The following is a 23318-nucleotide window of genomic DNA, read 5'->3' as shown; positions in this document are numbered from 1 at the left end:
CGTCAGCCCTGCGGGCTGCCACCTTCTCCCGCAAGGGGAGAAGGGATGCGAATCGATGTCGATCCGGATTGTGCTACAATGGACTTGCCACTCGCGGGTTCGCCCGTTGGGCCTCAAGACCGGGTTCGCCCGGCCAGCCCCGCCAGGGCCATAACAAGCCGGGCGGGGGTTGCTTGTTTCAGGCGTCCGTTCGCTGCGCCGCCGCTTCCCGCTTGTCCGCCTGACGCTGGCGTTTCCAGAAGGCGCGTTTGGTCCAGCGGAGGTGTTTCCACCACTCCGTCGCCGCAACCAGTTGTCCCTTCTTCGCGGTGGCCGTGGGCTCAGTATAGCATGGCAGCCCCTGCCTGTTGAGCGTTGGCGCTTGTCATCCCGGCCGAAGCGAAGCGGAGAGCCGGGACGGACAAGCCACTCACCCGACCCTCCCGGAAGCCGCGAAGCGGTTATCCGGGAGACGGGCGGCCTTCGCGCCTGGCCTGACCTGTCTCCCGGATAGCGGCTGTCGCCGCTTCCGGGAGCGTCAGGTGTGGAGGTCCCACCGTCCCGGATCGCCGCTGACGCGGCGTCCGGGATGACAAGGCAATGACCTGTGCCGCTCACCCCGCCCCGTTCCGCCAAGCCCCCGCCGCCATCCCGCGCGCCGTCTCCCTTACCCCCTCCGGCCACCCTTCCACCGCCGCGTCGAACGCCGTCCAGTCCCCCGCGAACAGCATCCGCGTCGCCTCCTCATAGCTGGGCAAATCCCCGGCCAGCGCGGTCATGAAGCGGTACGCCGCCTCCTTCGAACGCCGCGCCCGGTCCGGCCCCTCCGCCTCGCGCAGCGCGCCCTCGACCAGTTTGCGCAGGGCCACCGACGCCCCGCCCGGCTGACCGGCCAGCCAGTCCCAGTGGCGCGGCAGCAGGGTCACCTCGCGCGCCGTGACCCCCAGCTTCGGGCGGCCCGGGCCGCGCTTTTCCGCCTCGGGCGCCGGGGTCAGCCGGGCCCTCGCTTCGTCCAGGGTTCCGCGCAGGTCCAGGTCCACCACCCGCCCCGTCGCCAGATCAATGACCAGCGACGCCGCGTCATCGCCGGCCGCCGTGCGCACCTCCCCCAGCACCTCCCCCAGCGGCCCGCGGGCGATCAGGCGGTCGGACGAGAAGACGACGACGGGCAGGTCGATGGACGCGGACATGGCGGGCTCCGGGCCGGCCGCGCCTGCGACCAGTATTGACGTAAGGGCGTCCTATCCTGCCGTTCCGGAGGGACCCGACGTTGGGAGACGCAGTGGATCAGGAGGACACAGTGACCGGGGCGAACGCTTCGGACGCTTCGGACGGTGTTTTCGAACCGCGCCCTCACCGGCACGGTTCTACCCGGGTTAAACCCCACCGGTCAATATCGTCCGGATATAATTGTTCGCCGCTCCAGCGTCAGGGCCCCGCTGCTTCCGAAAAACATCCGCCGCGGACCTCTTTCCGCCGGAACCGTCGGCGCCGACATGCACTTTCGCTGCAGGCCTCCCCGCCCGTTCAAACCAAGGATTTCCCCATGACCGACCAACGCATCGACGGCGCCGCCACCGAGCTCGAGGGCAAGGCCCAGGTTGGCCTCGGCCGACTGACCGGCGACGCCGGGCTGCAGCTCGACGGCCGAATCAACGAGGTCAAGGGCCGGGCGATGGACGCCTATGGCCGCGTCATCGACGGGCTGGACGGCCTGGTCGAAAAGGCCCCGGTTCAGTATCAGGACAAGGCTCGCCAAGGCCTCGACTTCGCCCGCCGCAAGCCGCTGCTGACCACCGGCATCGTCGCCGGTCTGGCCGTCCTGCTCAGCGGCCTCGGCCGCCGTCGCTAGGACGACCTAGAAATCCCAGAACACCGAGGCGACGACGGCGTTGTCCTCGGTGTCGCTGTCCACCCAGTCGACCCCGAGGGTGAAGACGCCCAACGGAGCCTTCGCGCCGATACGCCAGTCGGTCTTGCCGTCCGGGGCGAAGCCGCCGTCCTCATGGCCGATCATGGCGTGCACGCTGACGGGCCAGGCCTCGGGCGCGTATTCGGCGCGGGTCCAGACCCAGGTGTCGGCTTCGTCCCCCGTTCCGGTCTGGGACGGGGCCCAGACCACGCCGGTGGTGAAGGTCGCATCGCCGAAGGTGCGGCCTATCTGAAGCGGGAACTCGACGTAGTTCACCTCGTCGCCGTCGGGGTAGAGGTTGGACCAGACGCCGAGGTCGATATCGAAGCCCCCTGCCGATCCGGCCCAGCCGGCATACAGGGTGACCTCGATCTCCGCGCCGTCGCCGTCCGGACCGACGCCATATTCCTCGATACCCGAGGCCCAGACGCCGCCGTACAGGCCCGACGCGTGCAACAGGGTCGCGTCGCCCTGCAGGACCGGATCCCCGGCCGACAGGGTGTAGCCCCGGTCGCGATAGTCCGAGACGGCGCCGATGCGCCCCTCGACCGACCACGGCCCGGCCTCCTGCGCGAGCACCGGAACGTTGGACGCAAGCAGCGCCGCCAGACTCGCCGCGATGACTCGATAGATCATGAATCCCGCCCCATTCAACACCGGGGACCGTCACACAGCGGCGCGCAATCTTCCGTGTACGGACAAGGTTAACCGGCGATAACCGTGTTCCGTCACCTGACCTTATCGCCCGCCGTGCAACCGACTGAGGCATGTCGGGGCGTACAAGCACAGAGCGCAAGGACCTGAAGCGGATCATGGTGATCACGCTGGCCGCGCTGGCGCTCGTCTTCCTGGGCGCCGTGGGCCTGATGGCCTACGCCGCCGCCGGTATCGACCGCGTGCAGGCCGAAAAGGAACGCGAGCTGGCCCAGGTCCGCCTCGACCGGACGTTGGAAGGCCTGATCGAGAACATCAATTCCTCGGCCATCTGGAATGACTCGGTCACCGTCCTGACGGACAGGCCGGACCTGGAATGGCTCCAGATCAATTTCGGCGACTATTACGCCGACTTCATGGGTCACTCGGTGACCCTGGTCTATGATCGGCACGGCGACCTTATTCTGACCTCCCGAGACAGCGAGCCGGTGAACCCGGCCAGCGAACGGGCCTTCATAGACGCCGTCGCGCCGCTGGTGGCGGAGGTCCGTCGCCAGGCTGCGGCCAAGCACGACCGGCCCCGCATGAGCTTCGACGCCTCCGTCAATCACACCGCCCTCGTGCGCGCCGGCGCCGATATCTATCTGGTCGGATTTGGCACCGTGGTGCGCGAGGATCTGGCGGCGCCGCGGCTGGACAACGACCCCGTCATCGTCTCCGCCAAGCCGATTTCCGAACTCCTCACCGCTCTTGAAAAGGACCTGGCGATCAAGAGCCCCACACTCACCCGGGCCTGGCCCCCGCAGGACAATCGAGGCCACCTTGTGCTAAGGGGCCCGAACGATGTGGTCCTGGGCCAGGTTCTCTGGACGCCCGACCGGCCCGGCCTCTCTGTCCTCAAGGGCGCCGCGCCCGCGGTCGCCGGGCTGATCCTCTTGCTGGTCGCCGCCGCCGTGGCGCTGTTCCTGCGGGTCCGCGGCATCGTGCGACGGCTGGAAGAAAACGAACTGGATCTGACCGAAGCCCGCGACCGGGCCGAGGGCGCCAACATCGCCAAGACCCGCTTCCTCGGCGTGATGAGCCACGAGCTGCGCACGCCCCTGAACGGCGTACTGGGCATGGCCGAGATCCTCGCCATGGGCGAACTCGACGCCCGGCAGCGAAGCCAGCTGGGCGTGCTGAAACAGTCCGGCGAGAACCTGCTCAGCCTGATTGAACGCATCCTGACTGTCGCCAAGCTGGAGAAGGGCGAGATGGTCCCCGATCCGACCGGCATCGACGCCGTCACTCTGATCCAGGCCGTCGCGAATGCGCACCGGGCCGCGGCAGAGCGCGCCGGACTGACCCTGATCACGGAGACTGACAGCTCCATTCAGGGCCTATGGAGGCTGGACGGCGACTACCTTCGAGAGGTCCTCGGGCATCTGGTCGAAAACGCCCTCCAGCACACGCCCAAGGGGACCGTGCGGCTGACAGCGCGAGCGACCGGTTCGGAGCTGTTGTTCCGGGTCGCGGACACCGGGGTCGGCATCGCACCGTCCCGCCTGCCTGAGCTGTTCGCGAAATTCGTTCAGGCCGACGATTCGCACACCCGCGCCAACGAAGGGGCCGGGGTCGGTCTGACCCTCGCCCGCGGCCTGGTCGAGGCCATGGGCGGCCACATCCGCGCGATGAGCACGCCGGGATTGGGATCGACCTTCACCGTCCACCTTCCGGCCGAACGGACCGCCGCCGCGGAGCCGGCCGAGCAACAGGCCGCCTGAGGCTTCAGCCGTTCCTCTATGCCGGCCCGGTCAGTCCGCGGCCTGCGCCTCGATCGCCTTGGCCTGCGCCGCGCTCGGTCCGGCGATGTCGAAGGCGATCTTGCCGTCGGTCAGGGTGACCTTCACATGGCCGCCGCGCGTCAGGCGTCCGAACAGGATGTCGTCAGCCAGCGGCTTCTTGATGTGCTCCTGGATGACCCGGGCCAGCGGCCTCGCGCCATACAGTTCGTCGAAGCCGTTCTTGGCCAGCCAGTCGGCCGCCTCGTCGGTCAGTTCGATGGTGATGTTGCGGTCCGCCAGCTGGGCCTCCAGCTGGATGATGAATTTGGTCACCACCGACTTGATCGTTTCGGCGTCCAGCGCCTTGAACGCCACGATGGCGTCGAGACGGTTGCGGAACTCGGGCGCGAACAGCCGCTGGATGGCCTTGTCGTCCTCGCCCTCGACCTTGCCCCGGCCGAAGCCGATGGAGGCGCGGGCGTTGTCGGCGGCCCCGGCGTTGGTGGTCATGATCAGGATGGTGTTCCTGAAATCGACCTTCTTGCCGACCGCGTCGGTCAGCATGCCGTTGTCCATCACCTGCAGCAGGATGTTGTAGACGTCGGGGTGGGCCTTCTCGATCTCGTCCAGCAGGACCACGGCGTGCGGATGCTGGTCGACGGCGTCGGTCAGCAGACCGCCCTGATCGTGGCCGACATAGCCCGGAGGCGCGCCGATCAGCCGGCTGACGGTGTGCCGCTCCATGTACTCCGACATGTCGAAGCGCAGCATCTCGATGCCGAGGGTCGAGGCCAGCTGTTTGGCCACCTCGGTCTTGCCCACGCCCGTCGGGCCACTGAACAGGAAGGCGCCGATCGGCTTCTGCGGATCGCGCAAACCCGCGCGGGCCAGCTTCATGGCCGCCGAGACCTGCTCGATGGCCGATGACTGGCCGAACACGACGCGGTTCAGGTCGGCGTCCAGCTGGCGCAGGCCCTCGGTGTCGGACTTTGAGACTGACTTGGCGGGGATGCGGGCCATGCGGGCGATGACGACCTCGACCTCCTTCTGGCCGATGACCTTCTTCCGCTTGGCTTCGGACAGCAGCATCTGGCTAGCGCCGGCCTCGTCGATGACGTCGATGGCCTTGTCCGGCAGTTTGCGGTCGGTCATGTAGCGCGCCGACAGCTCGACCGCCGTTCGCAGAGCCGCGTCGGTGTAGCGGACCTTGTGATGGCCTTCGTAGGAGGTCTTCAGCCCCTTCAGGATCTTGATCGTGTCCTCGACCGTCGGCTCGTTGACGTCGATCTTCTGGAAGCGGCGGGCCAAGGCCCGGTCCTTCTCGAAATGCTGGCGGTACTCCTTGTAGGTGGTCGAACCCATGCAGCGCAGGCTGCCCGACGCCAGAGCCGGCTTCAGCAGATTGGACGCGTCCATGGCCCCGCCGCTCGTCGCGCCCGCGCCGATCACCGTATGGATCTCGTCGATGAACAGGATGGCGTTGTCGTGCGTCTCCAGCTCCTTGACGACCTGTTTCAGCCGCTCCTCGAAGTCGCCGCGATAGCGGGTGCCGGCCAGCAGAGCCCCCATATCGAGGCTGTAGATGGTGGCGCCTTCCAGCACCTCAGGGACCTCGTGGTTGACGATCTTGCGGGCCAGGCCTTCGGCGATGGCGGTCTTGCCGACCCCGGGGTCGCCCACCAGCAGCGGATTGTTCTTGGTCCGCCGGCACAGGATCTGGATCGCCCGTTCGACCTCGGCGTGACGGCCGATCAGGGGGTCGATCTTGCCCTTGCGCGACTTTTCGTTGAGGTCGACGCAATAGGCCTCCAGCGCCTCTCCGCCCGTCTTGGCGGCGGCCGCGTCATCAGCATCCTCGGGCGACGAGCCGGTCTTGGCCGGACGGGTCTCACCCGAACCGCCCGCCTTCTTGGCGATGCCATGGGCGATGTAGTTGACCGCATCGTAGCGAGTCATGTCCTGCTCCTGCAGGAAGTAGGCGGCGTGGCTCTCGCGCTCGCTGAAGATCGCGACAAGGACGTTCGCGCCCGAGACCTCCTCCCGGCCCGAGCTCTGGACATGGATCACCGCGCGCTGGATCACGCGCTGGAAGCCGGCCGTCGGCTTGGCGTCCTCGCCGTCGCTGGTCGCCAGGGCCGCCAGGTCAGTGTCGACATAGAGAGTCAGCGCCGTCTTCAGATTGACGAGGTCGACGTTGCAGGCCGTCATCACATTGGCGGCGTCCGGGTCATCAACCAAGGCCAACAGCAGGTGTTCGAGGGTAGCGTACTCGTGCCGGCGCTCATTGGCGTAGTGCACCGCGCGGTGCAGGGTCTCTTCGAGAGGACGAGAAAACGAGGGCATGGACAGATCCTCTCAGTCTTTTTCCATCGTGCATTGCAGAGGGTGCTGGTGGCGGCGGGCGGTCTCGATCACCTGCGCGACCTTTGTTTCGGCCACCTCGTAGGTGAAGACCCCACAGACCCCGACTCCATGCTGGTGCACATGCAGCATGATGCGAGTCGCGGCCTCGCGGTCCTTCTGAAAGAACCGCTCCAGCACATAGATGACGAACTCCATCGGCGTGTAGTCGTCGTTCAGGATGAGCACCCGATACAGCGAGGGCTTCTGAAGCTTCGGCTTGGTCTCGGTGACCGTGGCGGCCCCGAGGCCTCCACCTTCCTGTTCACCTGGCCTGCGGGACGGCGGCATTCGTATTCCGGATTGGGAGAGTCGATGGATCAGATAGGGAATGATGGCGTGAATTGAAGGCGCGGCAAGTCACAGGTTTGAGGGACCGCCGATTCTCCCTCCCCTTTATGGGGAGGGACGGCGAGGCGAAGCCGAGCCCGGGTGGGGAAAGGCGAAACATCCACCGGCCCGGCTTGCCGCTGCAATTCCCCACCCGGATCGCTGCGCGATCATCCCTCCCCACTTTGGGGGAGGGAGACACGAAAAAGGCCCCGGCGTTTCCACCGGGGCCTCTCGTATGCTCAGACAACGCTTACTGAAGCTGTGGTCGCCTTAACGGGCGGCCTGGAACTTTTCGACCGAGGCGGTGACGCGCTCGTTGATCGGCTGGAAGCTGTTCTTGACCGAGGCGGTCACGACGTCGGTCGCGCGGGTGACTTCGGCCAGATAGGCTTCGGTCGCCGACTTCGCCCAGGTCGTCTGCAGCTCGAGCAGCTCCTGGATCGAACGGGCCTGCGACATGGACTTGGCGGCGGCGACGCCGTCTTCCCAGGACTTCCTGGTGAAAGCGACCGACTGGGCCGACAGGGTCTCGGCGCCCTTCTGGGCGGCGGCGGCCGAGGCGACCAGGGCTTCCAGGTTCTGCTTGCCCTGGACGTTCAGCTCGGTCAGGCCAGCGGCCGACTTGTCAGCGACTTCGCGCAGCGCCTTGGCGCCGGCGGCTTGAGCTTGCTCGGCATTGGCCTGGAACGTGGCCTGGGCCTTCTCGGCCGAAGCCTTAACGGTAGCCGTAGCGGTCTCGACGTTCTTCTTCACGGTGTCCGTGGCGGTTTCGACGGTCTTCTTGACGGTGTCGGCGGTGGTGTCGGCCATGATGGTCTCCAGTGTCGTTGCGCGGCCGGGGACGGCCTGTGATGTCCTCCGCGAGGAGCCAGTCCATCGCGACAGACGCTCATATGGTGCAAGTGCGAATGGACGTCAACAAAAAATGGTGCGATGCACAAAAGTTCACAAAATCGTTGACGGGTTGTTTACTCTCACGAAACCGAAATGCCGCATGTTAGCCTTTCGTCAGCGTCGCGTGGTGGGGCCGCCGTCGCGCTAAATCTCTTGTGAGGCCTGTCTTTGCCGCTCACCACCCTGATCCGTCGCGGATTTCTGTCGATCGTTCTGGCCATCGCCGTGATGATGACGCCGACGCACGCGCCGCTGGCCCAGTCGTCGGACAGTTCGCGCTATGCCGCCATCGTAGTGGACGCCGAGTCGGGCGAGGTGCTGTTCGCTCGGCACGCCGACAGCCGCCGCTATCCAGCCTCCATCACCAAGGTGATGACGCTGTATCTGACGTTTGAGGCGCTGTCGGAGGGCAAGGTCAAGCTCGACGACGTCCTGACCGTCTCACCCCACGCTTCCAGCCAGCCACCCTCCAAACTGGGCCTCGCCGCAGGCCAAACCATAACCCTCGACAACGCCATGCGGGCCACGGCCGTGCGGAGCGCCAACGACATGGCAGTGGCCTTGGCGGAACATATCGGCGGGTCCGAGTCACGGTTCACCGCCCAGATGACGCTGAAGGCCCGCGAGCTGGGCATGAGCCAGACGCGCTACGTCAACGCCAACGGCCTGCCCGACGCCCGTCAGCTGACCTCGGCGCGCGACCTCGCCATCCTGGCCCGCGCCATCATGCGCGACTACCCGCAGTACTACCGCTATTTCGGCCTGCACGATTGGGCCTACAATGGCCGCGACTACCGCAACACCAACGGCCTGCTGCGCGGCGGCGCCGGCTATGACGGCATGAAAACCGGCTACACCAACGCCTCGGGCTATAATCTTGCAGCATCGGCGGTGCGCGACGGGCGCCGGATCATTACTGTCGTCCTGGGCGGACGTTCGACCGCCAGCCGCAACGCCCACGTCGCCGCTCTGATGGATACGGGCTTCGAGGTCGAACGCGCCCGCGCCCGCGGTGAGACGATCCAGGTGGCCCAGACCTTCTTCGAGGCGCGCGGCTTCGGCATCGGCCCGGATAGCAATGGCCCGATCGAATACGCCGTCGCCGATGACGAGGACGACGAGACCGGCGCTGGGTCCAGCGCACCGCCGTCCGGCTATGTGGCCTACGCCGCCCTCCCCGCCAGTGCACCGCCTGCCTCGGGACGTCCCGCCGCCGTTGAGCGACCCGCCGATGTGACCGCCATCCTGAACGGCGGGTCGACGGGTCCGGCTTCGGTTGCCAACCCGCCGCGGCCCCGCCCCCCCGCGCGGCCTCCGGCACGGGAACCGGCCCGCGAGCCCGCCGGCCGCTGGTCGGTCCAGGTCGGCGCCTTCCGCGATGAGACTGTCGCCCGCGACTGGCTGACCGAGATCAGCCGCCGCTTCCGCAATCAGTTCACTTCGGCCGAACGGACGGTCCAGAACGCCGAAGGCTGGTACCGGTCCCGCTTCACCGGCATGACCGAACAGGGTGCTCAAGGGGCCTGCACCGCCCTCGCGGAACGCCGGGTCACCTGTATGGTCGTTCGGCCCCAGGAGTAGGCGGGTCTCCTGGCGCCGGTGGCTGTCCGCAGCCTCGGCTGATTACAAATCCGACAGGTTACGGTCGCGTCGAGGACACAATGCTCGTCAAGGTTCGCCGCCGAAACGGGTGGGGAATCAAGACATATGGCCGGAATACGCGGACGCTGGCGACTGCTCGGCGCGTCGATCCTCCTACTGTCGGCGCCGATCGCCGGCACGGCGGCGGCCCAGACTCCGGCTCCGGCCTTGGCTGATCCCAACGTCACCCCCTACGCCCCGCCCTGGTTCGCCGAGTATCGCCCGGTCACGGCGCTGGACATGATCGGCCGCATTCCCGGATTTCAGTTCGACGGCGGCACGTCTGCTCGAGGCTTCGCCGGCACGGCCGGAAACGTCTTGATCGACGGCGAACGTCCGCCGACCCGCAGCGACGCCCTGTCCACCGTGTTGTCGCGAATCCCGGCCTCCCAGGTGCTTCGGATCGACATCGTGCGAGCCGGAGCCGGGGGTATAGACATGCAGGGCAAGGCGGTGGTCGCCAATGTCATCCGGCGGCCCGACGGGGGCGTGACAGGCGCCGTCTCCGCCAACGTTTCAGTGTCTGACCGGGGGCGTCTGTCGTCAGGCTTCTCCGTCCAGGCCCAACGCCAGCGAGACGGTCGCTCCTTGGACGGCGCCCTGCAATTGAACGCGGGCGAGAACGAAGGCGAAGGCAGCCGCGTCCGCATCGCCCCGGACGGCCAAGTGCTTCTGCGAGGCGTAAGCCGGAATGAGAACGAACATCAATCGGCCCAGGCCACGACCGTCTATGAAGGCCCCCTGGCCGGCGGGCGTATCCGGGCCAATGCCCTGATCGCCTTCAATACCGGCGTCTTCGAGGGGCTCGACACCCTGACTGTTCCCGTGGGTGAGGAACGCTCGTTGGGCGAAAACGACAACCTCAAGGGCGAGGCGGGCCTGCGCTGGAACCGCAACCTGCCTCGCGGCATGACCCTCGAACTGATCGGCTTCCAGCAGCTTGCGCGGTCCAATGGCGATTTCACCTACGACACGTCGTTCTTCACCTCCGACACCCTGTCGGAAACGACGTCGGGTGAAAGCATCGTCAGCGCCGCGCTCAAGTTCGCCCCCGTGGGCAGGTGGAGTTTCGAAACCGGTTCGGAGATCGCCCTGAACTGGGTCGAGAGCAGTTCCGCCTTCGGCTTCAACAACTCGCCGGTGCTGTTGCCGGGCGACGATACGCGGGTGGAGGAACTGCGCAACGAGACCTTCGCCACCGGGGTCTGGACGCCGCGGCCCAACCTGAGCGTAGAAACGACCCTTCGCTATGAAGTCTCGCGCATCACCGCCACCGGCAACGCGGGCGACGCCGAGACACAGCTCAGCTTCCTGAAGCCCCGGCTGAACGTGGCTTGGGCCCCCGCTCCCGGCCATCAGCTCAATTTCAAGCTCGAACGCAACGCCGACCAGCTGTCGTTCGGCGCCTTCACTGCCTCGGCCTCGTTCAACACCGGCATCTTCGGCCGCGGCAACCCGGACCTGCGTCCGGCCCAGGTATGGCTGGCCCAGGCACGGTACGAACGGATCTATGACCGGCAGGGGTCGTTCCTGGCCGAGCTGACCCATGAGCAGATCGATGACGTCCTCGGGCAGGTCATTGTCCTGGAGACGCCCCCCGGGGCGCCCGGTCCTATCGCCTTCAACATCACCCGTAACGTTGGCGACGCCGTCCGCGACACTCTGAAGCTGAGCAACCGGTTGCCACTGGACCGATACGGCATGACCGGCGGCATTCTGACCGCAAGCCTCCAGTGGCGCCGCTCACAGACCGAAGACCCCGTCACCTTCACCGACCGCCGCCTGTCCGACGAGCAGCCGTTCAGCTGGAACCTCGGCTTGAGCCAGAATCTGGTCGCCCGGCGCATCAGCTGGAACGTCAACGTCTCCAGCGGTATCGAACAGGAATCCTTTGCCCCGCGAACCCTGTCCAGCTTCCGCACCGGCCCTAGCTTCCACGCGGGATTGACCTATCGTCCCGACGCGACACTCAGCATTTCCGGCAGCCTGTTCGTCAGTGACGGGTTCGAGAGGGATTTCACGCTGTTCAGCGCTCCCCGGCCCACCGGCGCCGTCGCCTATGACGAACGAAGCACGTCTCCCGGCCAGATTCAGGCCTCGATCTTCGTGCGGCGCGCCTTCTGAGCTCCGACACCGGTTGCCTCCCCGGCCCTTTTCCCCTATACGCGCCGCCTTTCCAGGGCTTCGGTCCTGACGCGGAGTTCCAAAGGGTTCGGGAAGTCATCCCGGCCGCCGCTTCAGGATCCATCGTGGGAGAGGACTTACCCGGTCCCCTCGCGCCGACGCCCTACAAGGGAGACTACCGCATGGCTCTTTACGAGCACACGGTCATGTCGCGCCAGGATATCAGCGCGCAACAGGCCGAAGCGCTGAACGACACCATCAAGGGCTTGATCGAAGCCGGCGGCGGCACCGTCGCCAAGATCGAGTACTGGGGTCTGCGCAACCTGACCTACCGGGTCAAAAAGAACCGCAAGGCGCACTATTCGCTGCTCGCCGTCGACTGCCCGCCCGCCGCCATGGCCGAAGTGGAACGTCAGCTGTCGATCAACGAGGACGTCCTTCGCTGGCTGACCGTCCGCGTCGAGGAACTCGACCTGGAACTGTCGCCCCTGCTGGCCCGCCGCGAACGCGAGCGCGAACGTGAGCGTGAGCGCACGCCCCGCGACGACGCCGCCGCCGAAGCCACTTTTTAAGGAACCCGGAACATGACCGACACCACCGCCCCGTCGCCGGGCGCGCCGGCCGGCTCCGGCGCCGCCGGACGCCGCCCCTTCTATCGTCGCCGCAAGGTTTGCCCGTTCACGGGCGAAGGCGCGCCGAAGATCGACTACAAGGACGTCAAACTGCTGCAACGCTACATCAGCGAGCGCGGCAAGATCGTCCCGTCGCGTATCACCGCCGTTTCCCAGATCAAGCAACGCGAACTGGCCAAGGCCATCAAGCGCGCCCGCTATCTGGCCCTCCTGCCCTATGTGGTGAAGTAAGATGAAGGTCGTTCTGCTTGAGCGCGTCGATAATCTCGGCGCCATCGGCGATGTCGTGTCCGTCAAGGACGGCTTCGCCCGCAACTTCCTTCTGCCGCGCGACAAGGCCCGTCGGGCCACGTCGGCGAACCTGAAGGCCTTTGAACTCGACCGCGCCGCCATCGAGGCCCGCAACGAGAAGAACAAGACCGACGCCGGCACGATCGGCTCCAAGATCGACGGCCAGACCTATGTCATGATCCGGCAAGCCGGTGAGACGGGTCAGCTGTACGGTTCGGTCGCCGCTCGTGACATCGTCGAGGCCGTCGTGGCCGAAGGCGGCAAGATCGAGCGCAGCCAGATCGTGCTCAACACCCCGATCAAGACCCTGGGCGTTCACGAGATCACCGTGCGTCTGCACGCGGAAGTCTCGGCCACCGTCAAGATCAACATCGCCCGCTCGGCAGACGAAGCCGAACGTCAGGCGAAGGGCGAGGACGTGATCAAGGCCGCCTATGACGAGGATCGCGAAGCGGCTCTCGAACAGGCCAAGGACATGGTCGCCGGCGGCGCCGGCCAACAGGACGGCCTCGGTTCGGAAGCCTGAACCGACACCATCTGGTAACGAGTCAGTGATCGGGCGCGTCCAGTCGGGCGCGCCCTTTCTCTTGGCCGCTATACAGCCGCAAAGTCACGGCCAAGCTGAGCCGTCCGGGGAGATTGACCATGAAGAAGCTCGCACTCATCGTCGGCTTGGCCGGCTGTCTGGTTGCTGGATCGGCCTCGGCCCAGTCCACCATGACGCTCGACGACTTCGTCACCCGCGCCAATCGCATCCCGCTCAACCCGACCGCCATGCTGCGTCCCGACGCGCACCGGCTGAAGGGCGAGGCGGAGCGCGCCTTCCGGACCATCGGACAGGAAATTGACAGCGCCCGGACTGCCGGGCGCCCACCCCCCGCCTGCCCGCCGGAGCGGATCAATCTGGACGTCCGCCAGCTTCTGGCGTTTCTCAACGGGATTCCCGAGGCCCGTCGTGAGCGGATGAGCGTCACCGACGGCATACGGAACTGGATGCGTTCCCGGTACCCTTGCCCGGGCGGTTAACTGATCCGGCTACGGAATTCCGGAACGTCCACAGAGCCGGCTTGTTTTCCCCGACGACGGTTGCGTCCAAGCATGACGTAGGGGCCGTCTAGGGGCACTAGATGCCCCCGATGAACGCCCTGTCCCCCCTCGCCTTCCCGTCGCCGATGGATTCCGGGTCCATCCCTTCGATGCCCCACAATCTCGAGGCCGAACAGGCGCTTCTGGGATCGCTGATGTTCGACAACGCCGTGTTCGAGCGGCTGTCGGACCGGTTGCGCGGCTCCCATTTCTACGAGCCCTTCCACCAACGCCTGTATGAGGCCATCGAGGACCATATCCGCCAGGGCATGTTGGCCGAACCGACCATTCTGATGGAGCGGTTCAAGCTGGACCCGGCCTTTCAGGAGTTCGGCGGCCTGCGCTATCTCGCCGATCTGGTCGACCGCGCCCCGCCCGCCGCCAACGCCCCCGACTACGCCCGGGTGGTCTATGACCTGGCCCTGCGCCGCGACCTGATCCGCATCGGCGGCGAGATCGTCCGCGAGGCCCCCCAACCCGAAACCGCCGCCATCGACCAGATCGAACAGGCGGAGCAGCAACTCTACACCCTCGCCGAGACAGGCAAGCCGTCCTCCGGCTTCGTCAGCTTTTCCAGCGCTCTCAGCGGCGCGGTGCAGATGGCGGCCGAGGCCTATCAGCGCGACGGCAAACTGGCCGGACTGGCTACCCATCTGACCGATCTGGATTCCAAACTCGGCGGCCTGCACCCGTCCGACCTGCTTGTCCTCGCCGGCCGTCCGTCGATGGGCAAGACCGCGCTGGCGACCAATATCGCCTTCAACATCGCCCGCAACTACCGCTGGGAGCCGACGCCCGAGGGCCGCAAGACGGTCAGCGGCGGCGTGGTCGCCTTCTACAGTCTGGAAATGAGCGCCGAGCAGCTGGCCATGCGGATTCTGGCCGACGCCTCGGGCGTGTCCTCGGACAAGCTTCGCAAGGGCGAGATCGACGCCGCCGACTTCGGCCGCATCCGCGAGGCGGCCGTCGAGATCGGCGAGAGCCCCCTCTACATCGACGCCACCGGCGGCCTGTCGATCTCCAAACTGGCCGCCCGCGCGCGCCGGCTGAAGCGGCAGGAGCACGGCCTCGACCTGATCATCGTCGACTATCTGCAGCTGATCACCGTCGGCGAGGGCAACAACCAGAAGAACCGGGTGCAGGAGGTGTCGGAGATCACCGGCGCCCTCAAGGCCTTGGCCAAGGAGCTCAGCGTGCCGATCCTGGCGTTGTCGCAGCTGTCGCGTCAGGTCGAGCAACGCGAGGACAAGCGGCCCCAGCTGTCCGATCTGCGCGAATCCGGCTCGATCGAGCAGGACGCCGACTGCGTCATGTTCGTCTATCGCGAAAGCTACTATCTGGGCCGCGCCGAGCCGCGCGAAGGTTCGCCCGAACACCTGCAATGGCAGGAGGACATGGACCGGCTGGAGCACCAGGCCGAGGTCGTCATCGGCAAGCAACGCCACGGCCCGATCGGCATCATCAAGCTCAGCTTCGACGCCAATACGACCAAGTTCGGAAACCTGGCCCAGGGGCAGCGGTACGAGGGGTACGGAGATTAGCGTCCTTCTCCCCTTGCGGGAGAAGGTGGCCGAGCGGAGCGAGGTCGGATGAGGGGTCTCACCGGCCCTGCCTGTGGTCGGTCCAAGTTCGGGCGATGACTCCCGCCGCCACGGGAACCCCTCATCCGTCAGCCTTCGGCTGCCACCTTCTCCCGCAAGGGGAGAAGGAAGACCTCAGCGCATCTCGACCCTTCGCGCCCCGCCTGGAATCATCAGCTCCGACCCGTTCCAGTCCGCCGCCCGTCCGTCTATGCGCACCCGCGCCGGCGGCGTTTCGCCGGCGGGCCACTGGATGACGAAGCCGCCCGACGGCGTGACCTGTCCGTCCAGGGTCAGCAGCCAGCCGTCGCGCATCTGGCGCAGGTTGTAGGTCAGTGGCCCATAGGCCGTCCGCACGTTCGTGACCCCGACCCCCTCGCCTTCCAGCCAGGCCGTTGGCACGCCCGCCGCCAGCACCAGGGCATGGTCGCGGTCGCGGTCATAGACCAGCAGGTCCAGCGTCGATCGGATGTAGTCCGAGCTGATCCAGGCGTGGGGCATGTCGCCGATGAAGCGGGGCTCGCGCTCGTCGCGGCCGACCACCTCGGCCCAGCCGTTCCAGGCCCGGGGACGCATGTCGGCAAGATAGAAATCGAGCGCGCGCAGGGCGTCCCCACGGCGCCCCAGACGAACCAGGGCGCCGACGTTTCTCAGTTCGTAGGGGGTGTAGTCGCGCCACGCCTGCCGGTTCTCCTGCCGGGCGGTGAAATTCTCCCACCATTTGTCGAAGGTCCGCGTCAGCAACTCTTGCGGCAGGTCGTCGATCAGGCCGGCGGGCGACAGGGCGATGGTGGTCGAGGTGGCGTCGAAATCACCGCGGTCGGCGGCGCCGGCGATCCAGTCGATGCCATGCACGCGCGCCGTCCCCTCGATCGAGGCCATGATGTCGGTGCGGAACTCGGCCTCGGCGGCGCGGATGCGGGCGGCGGCGGCGGTATCGCCCAGCGTCTCGGCGATGAAGGCGGCGTCGCGATAGCCGAGCAGGCCCCAGAAATCGTCCCAGTAGCTATAGGCGATCCGGTCGGAATAGCCCTCGTGGCTGATCGTCGGCGGCAGCAGGCCGTAGAGGTGGCGCTGATCCGCCGCTTCGTACGCGGCCGTTCGGGTCGAGGCGCGCAGCGTGTCCATATAGGCGATCGCCGCCTGCACCTGCGGCCACACCTCGCGCAGCAGGGCGGCGTCGCCGGTATAGCGGTACGTTTCGGCGGCGAGGAAAACGAACTCGCCGTGGCTGTCGTTCTCGGGCACCGGATCGGCCCCGCGCGCATCGGCGCAGCACGGCACCTTGCCGTTGTCGAACACCAGCGGCGCGAACCAGCGCAGATAGTCGGCGGACAGATCGGCATGGCCGAGCCGGTTCAACCCCTCGGCCATCATGGCCCCGTCGCGGATCCAGCTGCGGTTATAGCTGCGGGTCCCCGGCTGCAGGATCGGCCCCTGCCGCGACATCAGCATATGGGCCAGCGAGGTGCGCATGACGTCCTCGATGCGCTGCGCCTGCGGCGGCAGGGTCAGGTCGAAACGGTCGAGCTTCTCGCGCCAGCCGGCGGCGACCCGGTTGCGAGCGGCCTGGAGCGTCCCCGCCACGTCGGCGACCGGCGCCAGATCGGGCGTCGGTCCGGCCAGACGGGTCACAAGGCCGAACGTCCGGGTCTCACCGGGTTGCAGAGTGACGTCATACAGCAGGGCGCCCGACATAAGAGCGCCGCTGTCGGAGTCCACATATCGCTCGGCCGGATCGCGCGGGCGATCCGCGGCGGTAAGCAGGCTCTGCGGGTCCGCGCCGGCGGCGAAGGTGCTTGCCACCACGCCGTCGGGCGCCGTGAGGCTGCTGACACGAATGGCGTCGTTCAGCACCAGGGTCGAGCCTGTCCAGTCGATCTGTTCGATCGGCCCGACCCCCCCTGGAATGGCCAGAAACTGCGATGGCCCGTTGACCTGGAACGGCCGCGCCATCAGCGCCAGCGTCAAGTTCCGGGGGCGGTTCGAGGTGTTGGTCAGTGCATACCGTCCGTACAGCTGTGCCTGCTCCGGCGTGCCCTCGGCGAAGGCCGTGACGGCCAGCGTCCAATCGTCGAAGGTCCAGGTCACGGTCGGGATCGGCAGGTCGCCGTCCTGCAGGCTCTGGCTGATGCTCACATCCGCCCAGGTCACCAGACGTCCGTTGTCCAGCACGAACGGCTCGATCGACGGCCCGCCGCGGCGCAGTTCGATGGCCCCGTCCTCGCCGATCAGCCCGCTCTCGCCGCCACCGTCGACGCCGACGAGGGTCCAGTAGGGCTGTTCGCCGACGAAACCCCGCGGATACAGGCCCCGACGGTTCTCCCCGGCCACCGCGCGCATGAAGGCCGTCGGGCTCTCGCCGAACGACAGGGGCTCGATCTCGAGGCTGTTCAGCGCATAGGCACCGATCGGTCGATCGCCGCCGACCGCCGGGACCGGCGAACGCAACTCAAGCCGCAGCCAGCGCGCCGAGGCCTCGGGCGTGCGCAGCCAGTCGACGCCGCCGTCCCCACCGGCCACCGCCGCCAGCTCGCGCCAGTCCCGCTGGTCCGAAGACGCCATCAGCCGGTAGCGCGAGGCCGCCGCCCGCTCCGCCCAGCGCAGGGTGACGCCGCCGAACTCGCGCTCATAGCCGAGGTCCAGCGTCAGGCTCTGCGCGTCCGCCCCGCTCGACCGCCAGGCCGTCGCCGGATCGTCGTCCACCGCGCGGGCGGCGACGTTCAGCCCTTCCTCGCTTGTCGCGCTCGCGACCGGCCGTGGCGGCACGGAGGGTTCGGGCGGCAGCTCCCGCAGCTCCAGCTGGTCGATCTCGATCCAGCCGGCCCCGCCCTCGCCGGCGGTGACCACGAACTCCATCCGTTCGGCCCCGCGGAAGGTGCGGTCCGGGTTCGGGCCCCAGGCCCAGATGATCTGGCGCGCCTTGATGGCATAGCGGGTCCATTCGGCGTTGGCCTTGAAGCCCCTGATCTGGCGCCAGTGGACGTTGTCGCCCGAGGCGTCGACGAATTTGATCTCCAGCGTATTGGGCACCATCTCGCCGCGCAGCCAGAAGCTGATCTCATAGTTTTCGGGGACGTCCAGATCGAGGGCCCGAGCCGCAAAGGCGTAGCCCGACCGACCGTTGAAATCATAGGTCAGCCGCATGGCCCGGCCGTCGTGGCCCTCGACAGTCGAAATGGTCGAGGACACGTCCGTCGAGGCGTCGGCGGCCCAAGAGGTGAGTGTCTCGAAAGGGTCGAGCACGCGGGAGGTCTGGGCGTGGGCGGGGGTCGCCAGAACGAAGGCGGCGACAGCGGCCAGCAGCGAACGGGCAGACAGCATCAGCTCGACTCCATCGTTCCTCCCCTTCAGGGGAGGGGGACCATGCGAAGCATGGTGGAGGGGCGCCAGCCCCGAACACCGGTGGAGGGGAAACACCCCTCCACCGCCTTTCAGGCGGTCCTCCTCCCCCGTTGGGGGAGGAGGACCTACCCCTTCACGCTCCCGGCCAGCATGCCGCGGATGTAGTAGCGTTGCAGGGCGAGGAAGAGGATCAGGACCGGGGCGACGGTGATGACGGCGCCGGCCATCATCATCTCGATGTCCTGCACATGCTCGCGCGACAGGGCCGCCAAGGCCACCGGCAGGGTGTAGTTGGACTGGTCCGTCAGGATGATCAGCGGCCACAGGAAGTCGTTCCAGCTGCCCAGGAAGACGAACAGGGCCAGCGTCACGATGATCGGTTGCAAGGTCGGCAGGACCACGCGGCGGAAGATCTGGCCTTCCGAGGCGCCGTCGATACGGGCGGCCTCCAGCATCTCGTCGGGGATGCTCAGCGCGTACTGGCGCACGAGAAACAGACCGAAGATCGAGGCCAACCACGGCACCAGCGCCCCGGCATAGGTGTTCACCAGCCCCAACTGCTTGAGCATCAGGAACAGCGGCAGGGTGCCGATCTGGGCTGGCACCACCAAGGCCGCAACCAGCAGCTGGAACACCTTGTCCCGGCCCTTGAAGGCCAGTTTGGCGAAGGCGTAGCCGGCCGGGACGGTGAAGGCCAGGGCCAGCCCGGTGGCCATCGAGGCCAGGGCGAAGCTGTTCCACAGATAGCGGCCCATCCCCTGGGTCAGGAACAGGTCGCGATAGTGTTCCAGCGTCCAGGTCCTGGGCAGCAACGGCGGCGGGAAGACCGCCGCCTCGCCGGTCGACATGAAGCTGACCGACACCATCCAGGCCAGCGGGAACAGGACCGCCAACGCGATGAAGGCCACCGCGAGGTTCAGCAGGATGGCATTGACGGTCCGGGCCCTCATTCGTAGGCCCCCATCTTTTTGGCGACCGCCAGCTGCACCAGGGTCACAGCCAGGATGCACAGGAACAGCACGAAGGCGACGGCGCTGGCGGAGCCGAGGTTCCACCATTTGAAGCCCTCTTCGTACATGAAGTAGAGCACGGTCACGGTGGACTGCGCCGGTCCGCCCTGGGTCATCACATAGGGCTCGGCGAACAGCTGGAAGAAGCCGGCGACCGAGATGATCGAGACCAGCAGCAGGGTCGGGGCGATGGCCGGCAGGGTGACGTGTTTGAACTGCTTCCACGGCCCGGCCCCGTCGATGCGCGCGGCCTCGTAGAGGTCGTCCGGCACGGTCTGCAGAACCGCGAGGAAGATGAGCATATTGTAGCCGAAGATCTTCCAGACCACGAACATCAGGATGGCCGGGATCGAGGTCGAGGGCTGGCCCAGCCAGTCGACGGCGGGCAGGCCGAGGCTTTGGATCGCCCAGTTGATGACGCCGTATTTGGTGTGCAGCAGATAGTTCCACAGCACCGCCGTGGCCACGAGGGTGGTGACATAGGGGGCGAAGAACATCACCCGCCACAGCGGCCGCCACTTCACCACCCGCGCATTGAGGATCACCGCCGCACCCAGCGAGGTGATGATCGACAGCGGCACGCCGATGACGGCGAACAGGCCGGTGTTCTTCATCGCCGTCCAGAACAGCGGATTGCCCAGCAGCCGCTCATAGTTCTGCAGACCAACGAAGCGGACGTTGCCGATATCGGCCAGGGCGTAGATGTCGAAATCGGTCAGGCTGAGCAGCAGGGCCGAAAAGACGGGGATGGCGAAGAAGACGCCGATGGCGATCAGGGAGGGGGCGACGAAGCCCCAGGCCGCCCGCTCGCGCGACCGACGGGTTCCGGCCTTGCGGACGGGCTTGGCGATGACGGCGGTGGCGCTCATACCGCCCTCCCCTGTTCGATCATCCAGCGGCGCTTCTCCAGCAGCCGGTCGGCGCGGCGGTCGATCTCGGCGGCGGCGGCGCGGGGGATATACTCGCCGCGCACCATCCGCTCGGCGACGATCTGCATCTCGGTGACGATCCGCTCCCATTCCGGCACCTTGGGCACGGCCTTCGCTCGCGCCAGCTGGCCCTTGAAGGCGGCGATATAGGGGTCGTTGGCGACCCCGGGGGCGGCCCAGGCGCTCTCGCGCGCCGGCAGATCACCGGTGATGACATTGAATCGCGCCTGCACCGCCGGGTCGGACAGGAAGCGCACCAGTTTCCACGCCGCCTCCTGATGCGGCGAACGGCGATAGACCACCAGCGACGACCCGCCCGGCGCCGAGGCCCCCGGCCCCGTCGGTCCCGGCACGCCCGAGGTCATCCAGCGCGTGGTCGGCTTCAGCCGGTCCTTGAACTCGCCGATGGTCCAGGGACCGGAGAAATAGAAGCTGAAATACCCCCGCTCGAACTCGGTCCAGACGTTGGAAATCTGCGTCGAGGAGGCGACCGGAGCCAGACCCTCGTCGAACAGGCTCTTGTAGAATTCCAGGGCGGCGATGAAGGAGGCGCTGGAGAAGTTCCCGCGTGTGTCGCGGTCGCGCAGCAACGCTTCGGTCCCCTGCAGGCCGAAGGTCAGCAGCTGTTCGAACTCATTGACCGGCAGCAGAACCGCGAAGGCCCCGGGACCGGCGACCCGCTTGACCGCATGCATGGCGGCCTTCCAGCCGTCCCAGGTCTGGGGCACGGCGTCGAAGCCGGCCCGTTCCAGCATGTCGGAGCGGTAGTAGATCAGCCGGGTGTCGACGTACCAGGGCGTGCCCACCACCTGCCCGCCGATGCGGTTGGTCTCCAGAACGGCCGGGAATTGGTCGGTCAGCAGGTCCGCCGCCGACGCCGGCACCGGGCTGATCGCCCCTATCGCCGCCATTTCCGACACCCAGGTGTTGCCGACCTGGCTGAGGTCCGGCAGCGACGATCCGGCATAGGCGGTCAAGAGTTTCGAATGGGCGGCGGTCCAGGGCAGCGCTTGCACATTGACCGTGATGCCGGGGTTCAGCCGTTCGAACTCGGGCAAAATCTGCGGGACATTGGTCGCCTCATTGCCCATGGCCCAGAAAGAGAGGCGCGTCCTTCCGTCGTCGCGTCGACCGCAGCCCGCCACACCGGACGCGGCGGCCCCGGCCAGCAGGCCGAGCGTCGCGCGTCGATCCGGCCGGAGAGCTGTCATACGGTGTCCAGCCAACCGCCGTCGAACCCGGCCCGCTTCAGCCCCCGCGTCAGGTTGGGCTCGCCCCGCATCCGCTTCCAGACAGCGTCGGAGCGATGGTTCTCGATCATGATGACGATCGGGCCTTGGTCGATGCCCAGGTAGTCGCCGTCGACCCAACCCACGCCCGGCACGATCCGTCCGTGCTGCAACCGGCCCTCATGTTCCGTCAGGGTCGGATTGAAAGAGTCGAGGAAGCCGTATTCGGTATAAACTCCTGCCCCGTACCGCGCCTTCAGCGCCTTCAGACAGGCGGTGACCGCGGCCGGGGCGAACGGCATCGAGGCCATGGCCGCCGTCGGCGCGATCGTGCCGTCGTCGCGGTCGCCCGGGCCACGCGCGGAATAGCTGAAGAACTCGCGCTCGCGCCCGCCGATCACCTGTTTGAAATCGCCGGGGCCGTCGCAGGCCGTCAGGCCCCAGACCTCGGCCGAATAGCCGGCCCAGCCCAGCGGGTTGTCGATGGCGTATTTCTGCTGGGCCTCGACCGCGCGGACGCTGTTCTGGAAATAGTCGAACGCGCCGATCTCGGCCGACTTGGCCCGCAGCCAGGCGTCGCGGATGCCGCGGTAGTCGACGTACATCTGGCTGTACTGGTGCCCGAACAGGGGCGCGAAGGCCAGGTGCGGCGGACCCCAGCGATCGGTCCAGCTGCGGTCATAGACGCTGCACCATTCGTCCCAGACGGAAGCCGGAACCGGATGGGTCGCGCTGCCGATGGCCAGCAGCAGGACCAGCATCCCTTCGTTATAGACATGCCAGTCATGCGGAATATGCCCGGTCTCCGGGTGCCAGCCCATCGAGATGCGGTTGGGCCGGACGACCGCCCAGTCCCATTCAATCCGGTCATAGACCGCCTGGGCCAGCCGCCGGATTTCGGCCTCGTCAGCATGGTCACCGTCGAACCAGCGCGCCGCGAACAGCATGCCTGCGACCAGCAGGGTTGTGTCTACTGTCGACAGTTCGGTGCGGCCGAACCGGTGGCCGGTCCCCATGTCCAGGAAATGATAGAAGAAGCCCTTGTAGCCGGTGACGCCGGTCGCCTGCGGCCCCTGAGGCGCATCATGGAAGAAGCGGATGGTGGTCAGGGTGCGCTCGCGCGCCTCGGCCCGGGTGATCCAGCCCCGCTCGACCCCGACCGGCCAGCAGGTCAGGGCGAAGCCGACGGCGGCCACCGACGAGAAGGACTCGGTCGGCCAGCGGTCCGGCGTCAGACCGTTGGACCGGTTGGTGACATGGGTGAACCAGCGGAAGGTGCGTTCCTGCAGTTCGTCAATTTCGGGGTCGATCCGCGCCGACATCGGCCGCATCGCTTCAAGGCCAGCCATCGGTCCGCAGGCCGAAACGCCCAGCGCCGTCGCGCCGGCGACCGTGGAACCCATAAGAAACCGACGACGATTCATGGGCTCCATCCTCATACTCCAACGCACGACGGTCAAAAAAGTCGACCGCCCCCCGTCAGGATCGGGGGACGGCCGTCAGGCTCGGGCAGGAC

19 protein-coding genes are annotated in these 23318 nt (G+C 67.1%); 9 read left to right on the top strand and 10 right to left on the bottom strand.

Annotated features, from left to right (window positions below; all coding sequences use genetic code 11):
* Positions 1 to 593: 593 nt before the first annotated feature.
* Complete coding sequence (locus Q8K49_RS09300) at positions 594 to 1169, bottom strand: DUF2239 family protein (protein WP_305305480.1); 576 nt, start codon at positions 1167 to 1169, stop codon at positions 594 to 596.
* A 356-nt stretch (positions 1170 to 1525) separates the two neighbouring features.
* On the opposite strand from Q8K49_RS09300, the gene Q8K49_RS09295 reads away from it, so the two are divergent.
* Positions 1526 to 1831, top strand: a complete 306-nt coding sequence (locus Q8K49_RS09295) for a CsbD family protein (RefSeq protein ID WP_305305478.1) — start codon at positions 1526 to 1528, stop codon at positions 1829 to 1831.
* Positions 1832 to 1837: 6 nt separating this feature from the next.
* Here the strand turns inward: Q8K49_RS09295 and Q8K49_RS09290 are convergent, their stop codons facing one another.
* Positions 1838 to 2527, bottom strand: a complete 690-nt coding sequence (locus tag Q8K49_RS09290; RefSeq protein WP_305305476.1) for a TorF family putative porin — start codon at positions 2525 to 2527, stop codon at positions 1838 to 1840.
* Between the two features lie 131 nt (positions 2528 to 2658).
* On the opposite strand from Q8K49_RS09290, the gene Q8K49_RS09285 reads away from it, so the two are divergent.
* A complete protein-coding gene (locus Q8K49_RS09285; RefSeq protein ID WP_305305475.1) occupies positions 2659 to 4308 on the top strand; it encodes an ATP-binding protein in 1650 nt (549 codons plus the stop codon).
* Between the two features lie 30 nt (positions 4309 to 4338).
* Here Q8K49_RS09285 and clpA read toward each other — a convergent pair whose 3' ends face one another.
* From clpA to Q8K49_RS09270, 3 genes are all read right to left on the bottom strand, one after another.
* Positions 4339 to 6651 carry an ATP-dependent Clp protease ATP-binding subunit ClpA gene (clpA, locus tag Q8K49_RS09280; RefSeq protein WP_305305473.1) on the bottom strand — a complete coding sequence of 771 codons (2313 nt, stop codon included), beginning with the start codon at positions 6649 to 6651 and terminating at the stop codon, positions 4339 to 4341.
* A 12-nt stretch (positions 6652 to 6663) separates the two neighbouring features.
* Positions 6664 to 6999: an ATP-dependent Clp protease adapter ClpS gene (gene clpS, locus Q8K49_RS09275; RefSeq protein WP_305305470.1), complete on the bottom strand. Its 336-nt coding sequence runs from the start codon at positions 6997 to 6999 to the stop codon at positions 6664 to 6666.
* 312 nt (positions 7000 to 7311) lie between these two features.
* Positions 7312 to 7851 (bottom strand): phasin family protein, encoded by a 540-nt coding sequence (locus Q8K49_RS09270; protein WP_305305469.1) that lies wholly within the window; start codon positions 7849 to 7851, stop codon positions 7312 to 7314.
* Positions 7852 to 8103: 252 nt separating this feature from the next.
* Here Q8K49_RS09270 and Q8K49_RS09265 point away from each other — a divergent pair, with 252 nt between their 5' ends.
* The 7 genes from Q8K49_RS09265 to Q8K49_RS09235 all read left to right on the top strand — a co-directional run bounded on the left by Q8K49_RS09265 (position 8104) and on the right by Q8K49_RS09235 (position 15250).
* Positions 8104 to 9516: a D-alanyl-D-alanine carboxypeptidase gene (locus Q8K49_RS09265; protein ID WP_305305468.1), complete on the top strand. Its 1413-nt coding sequence runs from the start codon at positions 8104 to 8106 to the stop codon at positions 9514 to 9516.
* Between the two features lie 126 nt (positions 9517 to 9642).
* On the top strand, positions 9643 to 11700 hold the full coding sequence (locus Q8K49_RS09260; protein ID WP_305305466.1) for a TonB-dependent siderophore receptor: 2058 nt from the start codon (positions 9643 to 9645) through the stop codon (positions 11698 to 11700).
* 182 nt (positions 11701 to 11882) lie between these two features.
* Positions 11883 to 12272, top strand: coding sequence for a 30S ribosomal protein S6 (gene rpsF, locus Q8K49_RS09255; protein ID WP_056615127.1), 390 nt, complete (start codon positions 11883 to 11885; stop codon positions 12270 to 12272).
* Positions 12273 to 12284: 12 nt separating this feature from the next.
* The gene (gene rpsR / locus Q8K49_RS09250) at positions 12285 to 12563 is read left to right on the top strand and encodes a 30S ribosomal protein S18 (protein WP_284221729.1); all 279 of its coding nucleotides are present in this window, start codon (positions 12285 to 12287) and stop codon (positions 12561 to 12563) included.
* A 1-nt stretch (position 12564) separates the two neighbouring features.
* Positions 12565 to 13149, top strand: a complete 585-nt coding sequence (gene rplI / locus Q8K49_RS09245) for a 50S ribosomal protein L9 (protein WP_305305460.1) — start codon at positions 12565 to 12567, stop codon at positions 13147 to 13149.
* Between the two features lie 119 nt (positions 13150 to 13268).
* On the top strand, positions 13269 to 13649 hold the full coding sequence (locus tag Q8K49_RS09240; protein ID WP_305305458.1) for a hypothetical protein: 381 nt from the start codon (positions 13269 to 13271) through the stop codon (positions 13647 to 13649).
* A 110-nt stretch (positions 13650 to 13759) separates the two neighbouring features.
* Complete coding sequence (locus Q8K49_RS09235) at positions 13760 to 15250, top strand: replicative DNA helicase (protein WP_305305564.1); 1491 nt, start codon at positions 13760 to 13762, stop codon at positions 15248 to 15250.
* Positions 15251 to 15424: 174 nt separating this feature from the next.
* On the opposite strand, the gene Q8K49_RS09230 is transcribed toward Q8K49_RS09235, so the two are convergent.
* The 5 genes from Q8K49_RS09230 to Q8K49_RS09210 all read right to left on the bottom strand — a co-directional run bounded on the left by Q8K49_RS09230 (position 15425) and on the right by Q8K49_RS09210 (position 23226).
* Positions 15425 to 18613: a discoidin domain-containing protein gene (locus Q8K49_RS09230; RefSeq protein WP_305305456.1), complete on the bottom strand. Its 3189-nt coding sequence runs from the start codon at positions 18611 to 18613 to the stop codon at positions 15425 to 15427.
* 146 nt (positions 18614 to 18759) lie between these two features.
* The gene (locus tag Q8K49_RS09225) at positions 18760 to 19584 is read right to left on the bottom strand and encodes a carbohydrate ABC transporter permease (RefSeq protein ID WP_305305455.1); all 825 of its coding nucleotides are present in this window, start codon (positions 19582 to 19584) and stop codon (positions 18760 to 18762) included.
* Complete coding sequence (locus Q8K49_RS09220; protein ID WP_305305453.1) at positions 19581 to 20513, bottom strand: carbohydrate ABC transporter permease; 933 nt, start codon at positions 20511 to 20513, stop codon at positions 19581 to 19583. The genes Q8K49_RS09225 and Q8K49_RS09220 overlap by 4 nt, the downstream gene beginning before the upstream one ends.
* Positions 20510 to 21784, bottom strand: a complete 1275-nt coding sequence (locus tag Q8K49_RS09215; protein WP_305305452.1) for an extracellular solute-binding protein — start codon at positions 21782 to 21784, stop codon at positions 20510 to 20512. The genes Q8K49_RS09220 and Q8K49_RS09215 overlap by 4 nt, the downstream gene beginning before the upstream one ends.
* On the bottom strand, positions 21781 to 23226 hold the full coding sequence (locus tag Q8K49_RS09210; RefSeq protein WP_305305451.1) for a glucoamylase family protein: 1446 nt from the start codon (positions 23224 to 23226) through the stop codon (positions 21781 to 21783). The genes Q8K49_RS09215 and Q8K49_RS09210 overlap by 4 nt, the downstream gene beginning before the upstream one ends.
* Positions 23227 to 23318 lie beyond the last annotated feature (92 nt).

It is taken from the genome of Brevundimonas sp., assembly GCF_030682035.1.
Classification (GTDB): Bacteria; Pseudomonadota; Alphaproteobacteria; order Caulobacterales; family Caulobacteraceae; genus Brevundimonas.
Note: the sequence above shows the minus strand (reverse complement) of the source record. Positions and strands in the feature narration are given on the sequence as shown.

Excerpts from the sequence above, each read along its gene's own strand:
- Q8K49_RS09300 (WP_305305480.1), bottom strand. The coding sequence starts at position 1,169 with ATGTCCGCGTCCATCGACCTGCCCGTCGTCGTCTTCTCGTCCGACCGC.
- Q8K49_RS09295 (WP_305305478.1), top strand. The coding sequence starts at position 1,526 with ATGACCGACCAACGCATCGACGGCGCCGCCACCGAGCTCGAGGGCAAG.
- Q8K49_RS09290 (WP_305305476.1), bottom strand. The coding sequence starts at position 2,527 with ATGATCTATCGAGTCATCGCGGCGAGTCTGGCGGCGCTGCTTGCGTCC.
- Q8K49_RS09285 (WP_305305475.1), top strand. The coding sequence starts at position 2,659 with ATGTCGGGGCGTACAAGCACAGAGCGCAAGGACCTGAAGCGGATCATG.
- clpA (WP_305305473.1), bottom strand. The coding sequence starts at position 6,651 with ATGCCCTCGTTTTCTCGTCCTCTCGAAGAGACCCTGCACCGCGCGGTG.
- clpS (WP_305305470.1), bottom strand. The coding sequence starts at position 6,999 with ATGCCGCCGTCCCGCAGGCCAGGTGAACAGGAAGGTGGAGGCCTCGGG.
- Q8K49_RS09270 (WP_305305469.1), bottom strand. The coding sequence starts at position 7,851 with ATGGCCGACACCACCGCCGACACCGTCAAGAAGACCGTCGAAACCGCC.
- Q8K49_RS09260 (WP_305305466.1), top strand. The coding sequence starts at position 9,643 with ATGGCCGGAATACGCGGACGCTGGCGACTGCTCGGCGCGTCGATCCTC.
- rpsF (WP_056615127.1), top strand. The coding sequence starts at position 11,883 with ATGGCTCTTTACGAGCACACGGTCATGTCGCGCCAGGATATCAGCGCG.
- rpsR (WP_284221729.1), top strand. The coding sequence starts at position 12,285 with ATGACCGACACCACCGCCCCGTCGCCGGGCGCGCCGGCCGGCTCCGGC.
- rplI (WP_305305460.1), top strand. The coding sequence starts at position 12,565 with ATGAAGGTCGTTCTGCTTGAGCGCGTCGATAATCTCGGCGCCATCGGC.
- Q8K49_RS09240 (WP_305305458.1), top strand. The coding sequence starts at position 13,269 with ATGAAGAAGCTCGCACTCATCGTCGGCTTGGCCGGCTGTCTGGTTGCT.
- Q8K49_RS09235 (WP_305305564.1), top strand. The coding sequence starts at position 13,760 with ATGAACGCCCTGTCCCCCCTCGCCTTCCCGTCGCCGATGGATTCCGGG.
- Q8K49_RS09230 (WP_305305456.1), bottom strand. The coding sequence starts at position 18,613 with ATGCTGTCTGCCCGTTCGCTGCTGGCCGCTGTCGCCGCCTTCGTTCTG.
- Q8K49_RS09225 (WP_305305455.1), bottom strand. The coding sequence starts at position 19,584 with ATGAGGGCCCGGACCGTCAATGCCATCCTGCTGAACCTCGCGGTGGCC.
- Q8K49_RS09220 (WP_305305453.1), bottom strand. The coding sequence starts at position 20,513 with ATGAGCGCCACCGCCGTCATCGCCAAGCCCGTCCGCAAGGCCGGAACC.
- Q8K49_RS09215 (WP_305305452.1), bottom strand. The coding sequence starts at position 21,784 with ATGACAGCTCTCCGGCCGGATCGACGCGCGACGCTCGGCCTGCTGGCC.
- Q8K49_RS09210 (WP_305305451.1), bottom strand. The coding sequence starts at position 23,226 with ATGAATCGTCGTCGGTTTCTTATGGGTTCCACGGTCGCCGGCGCGACG.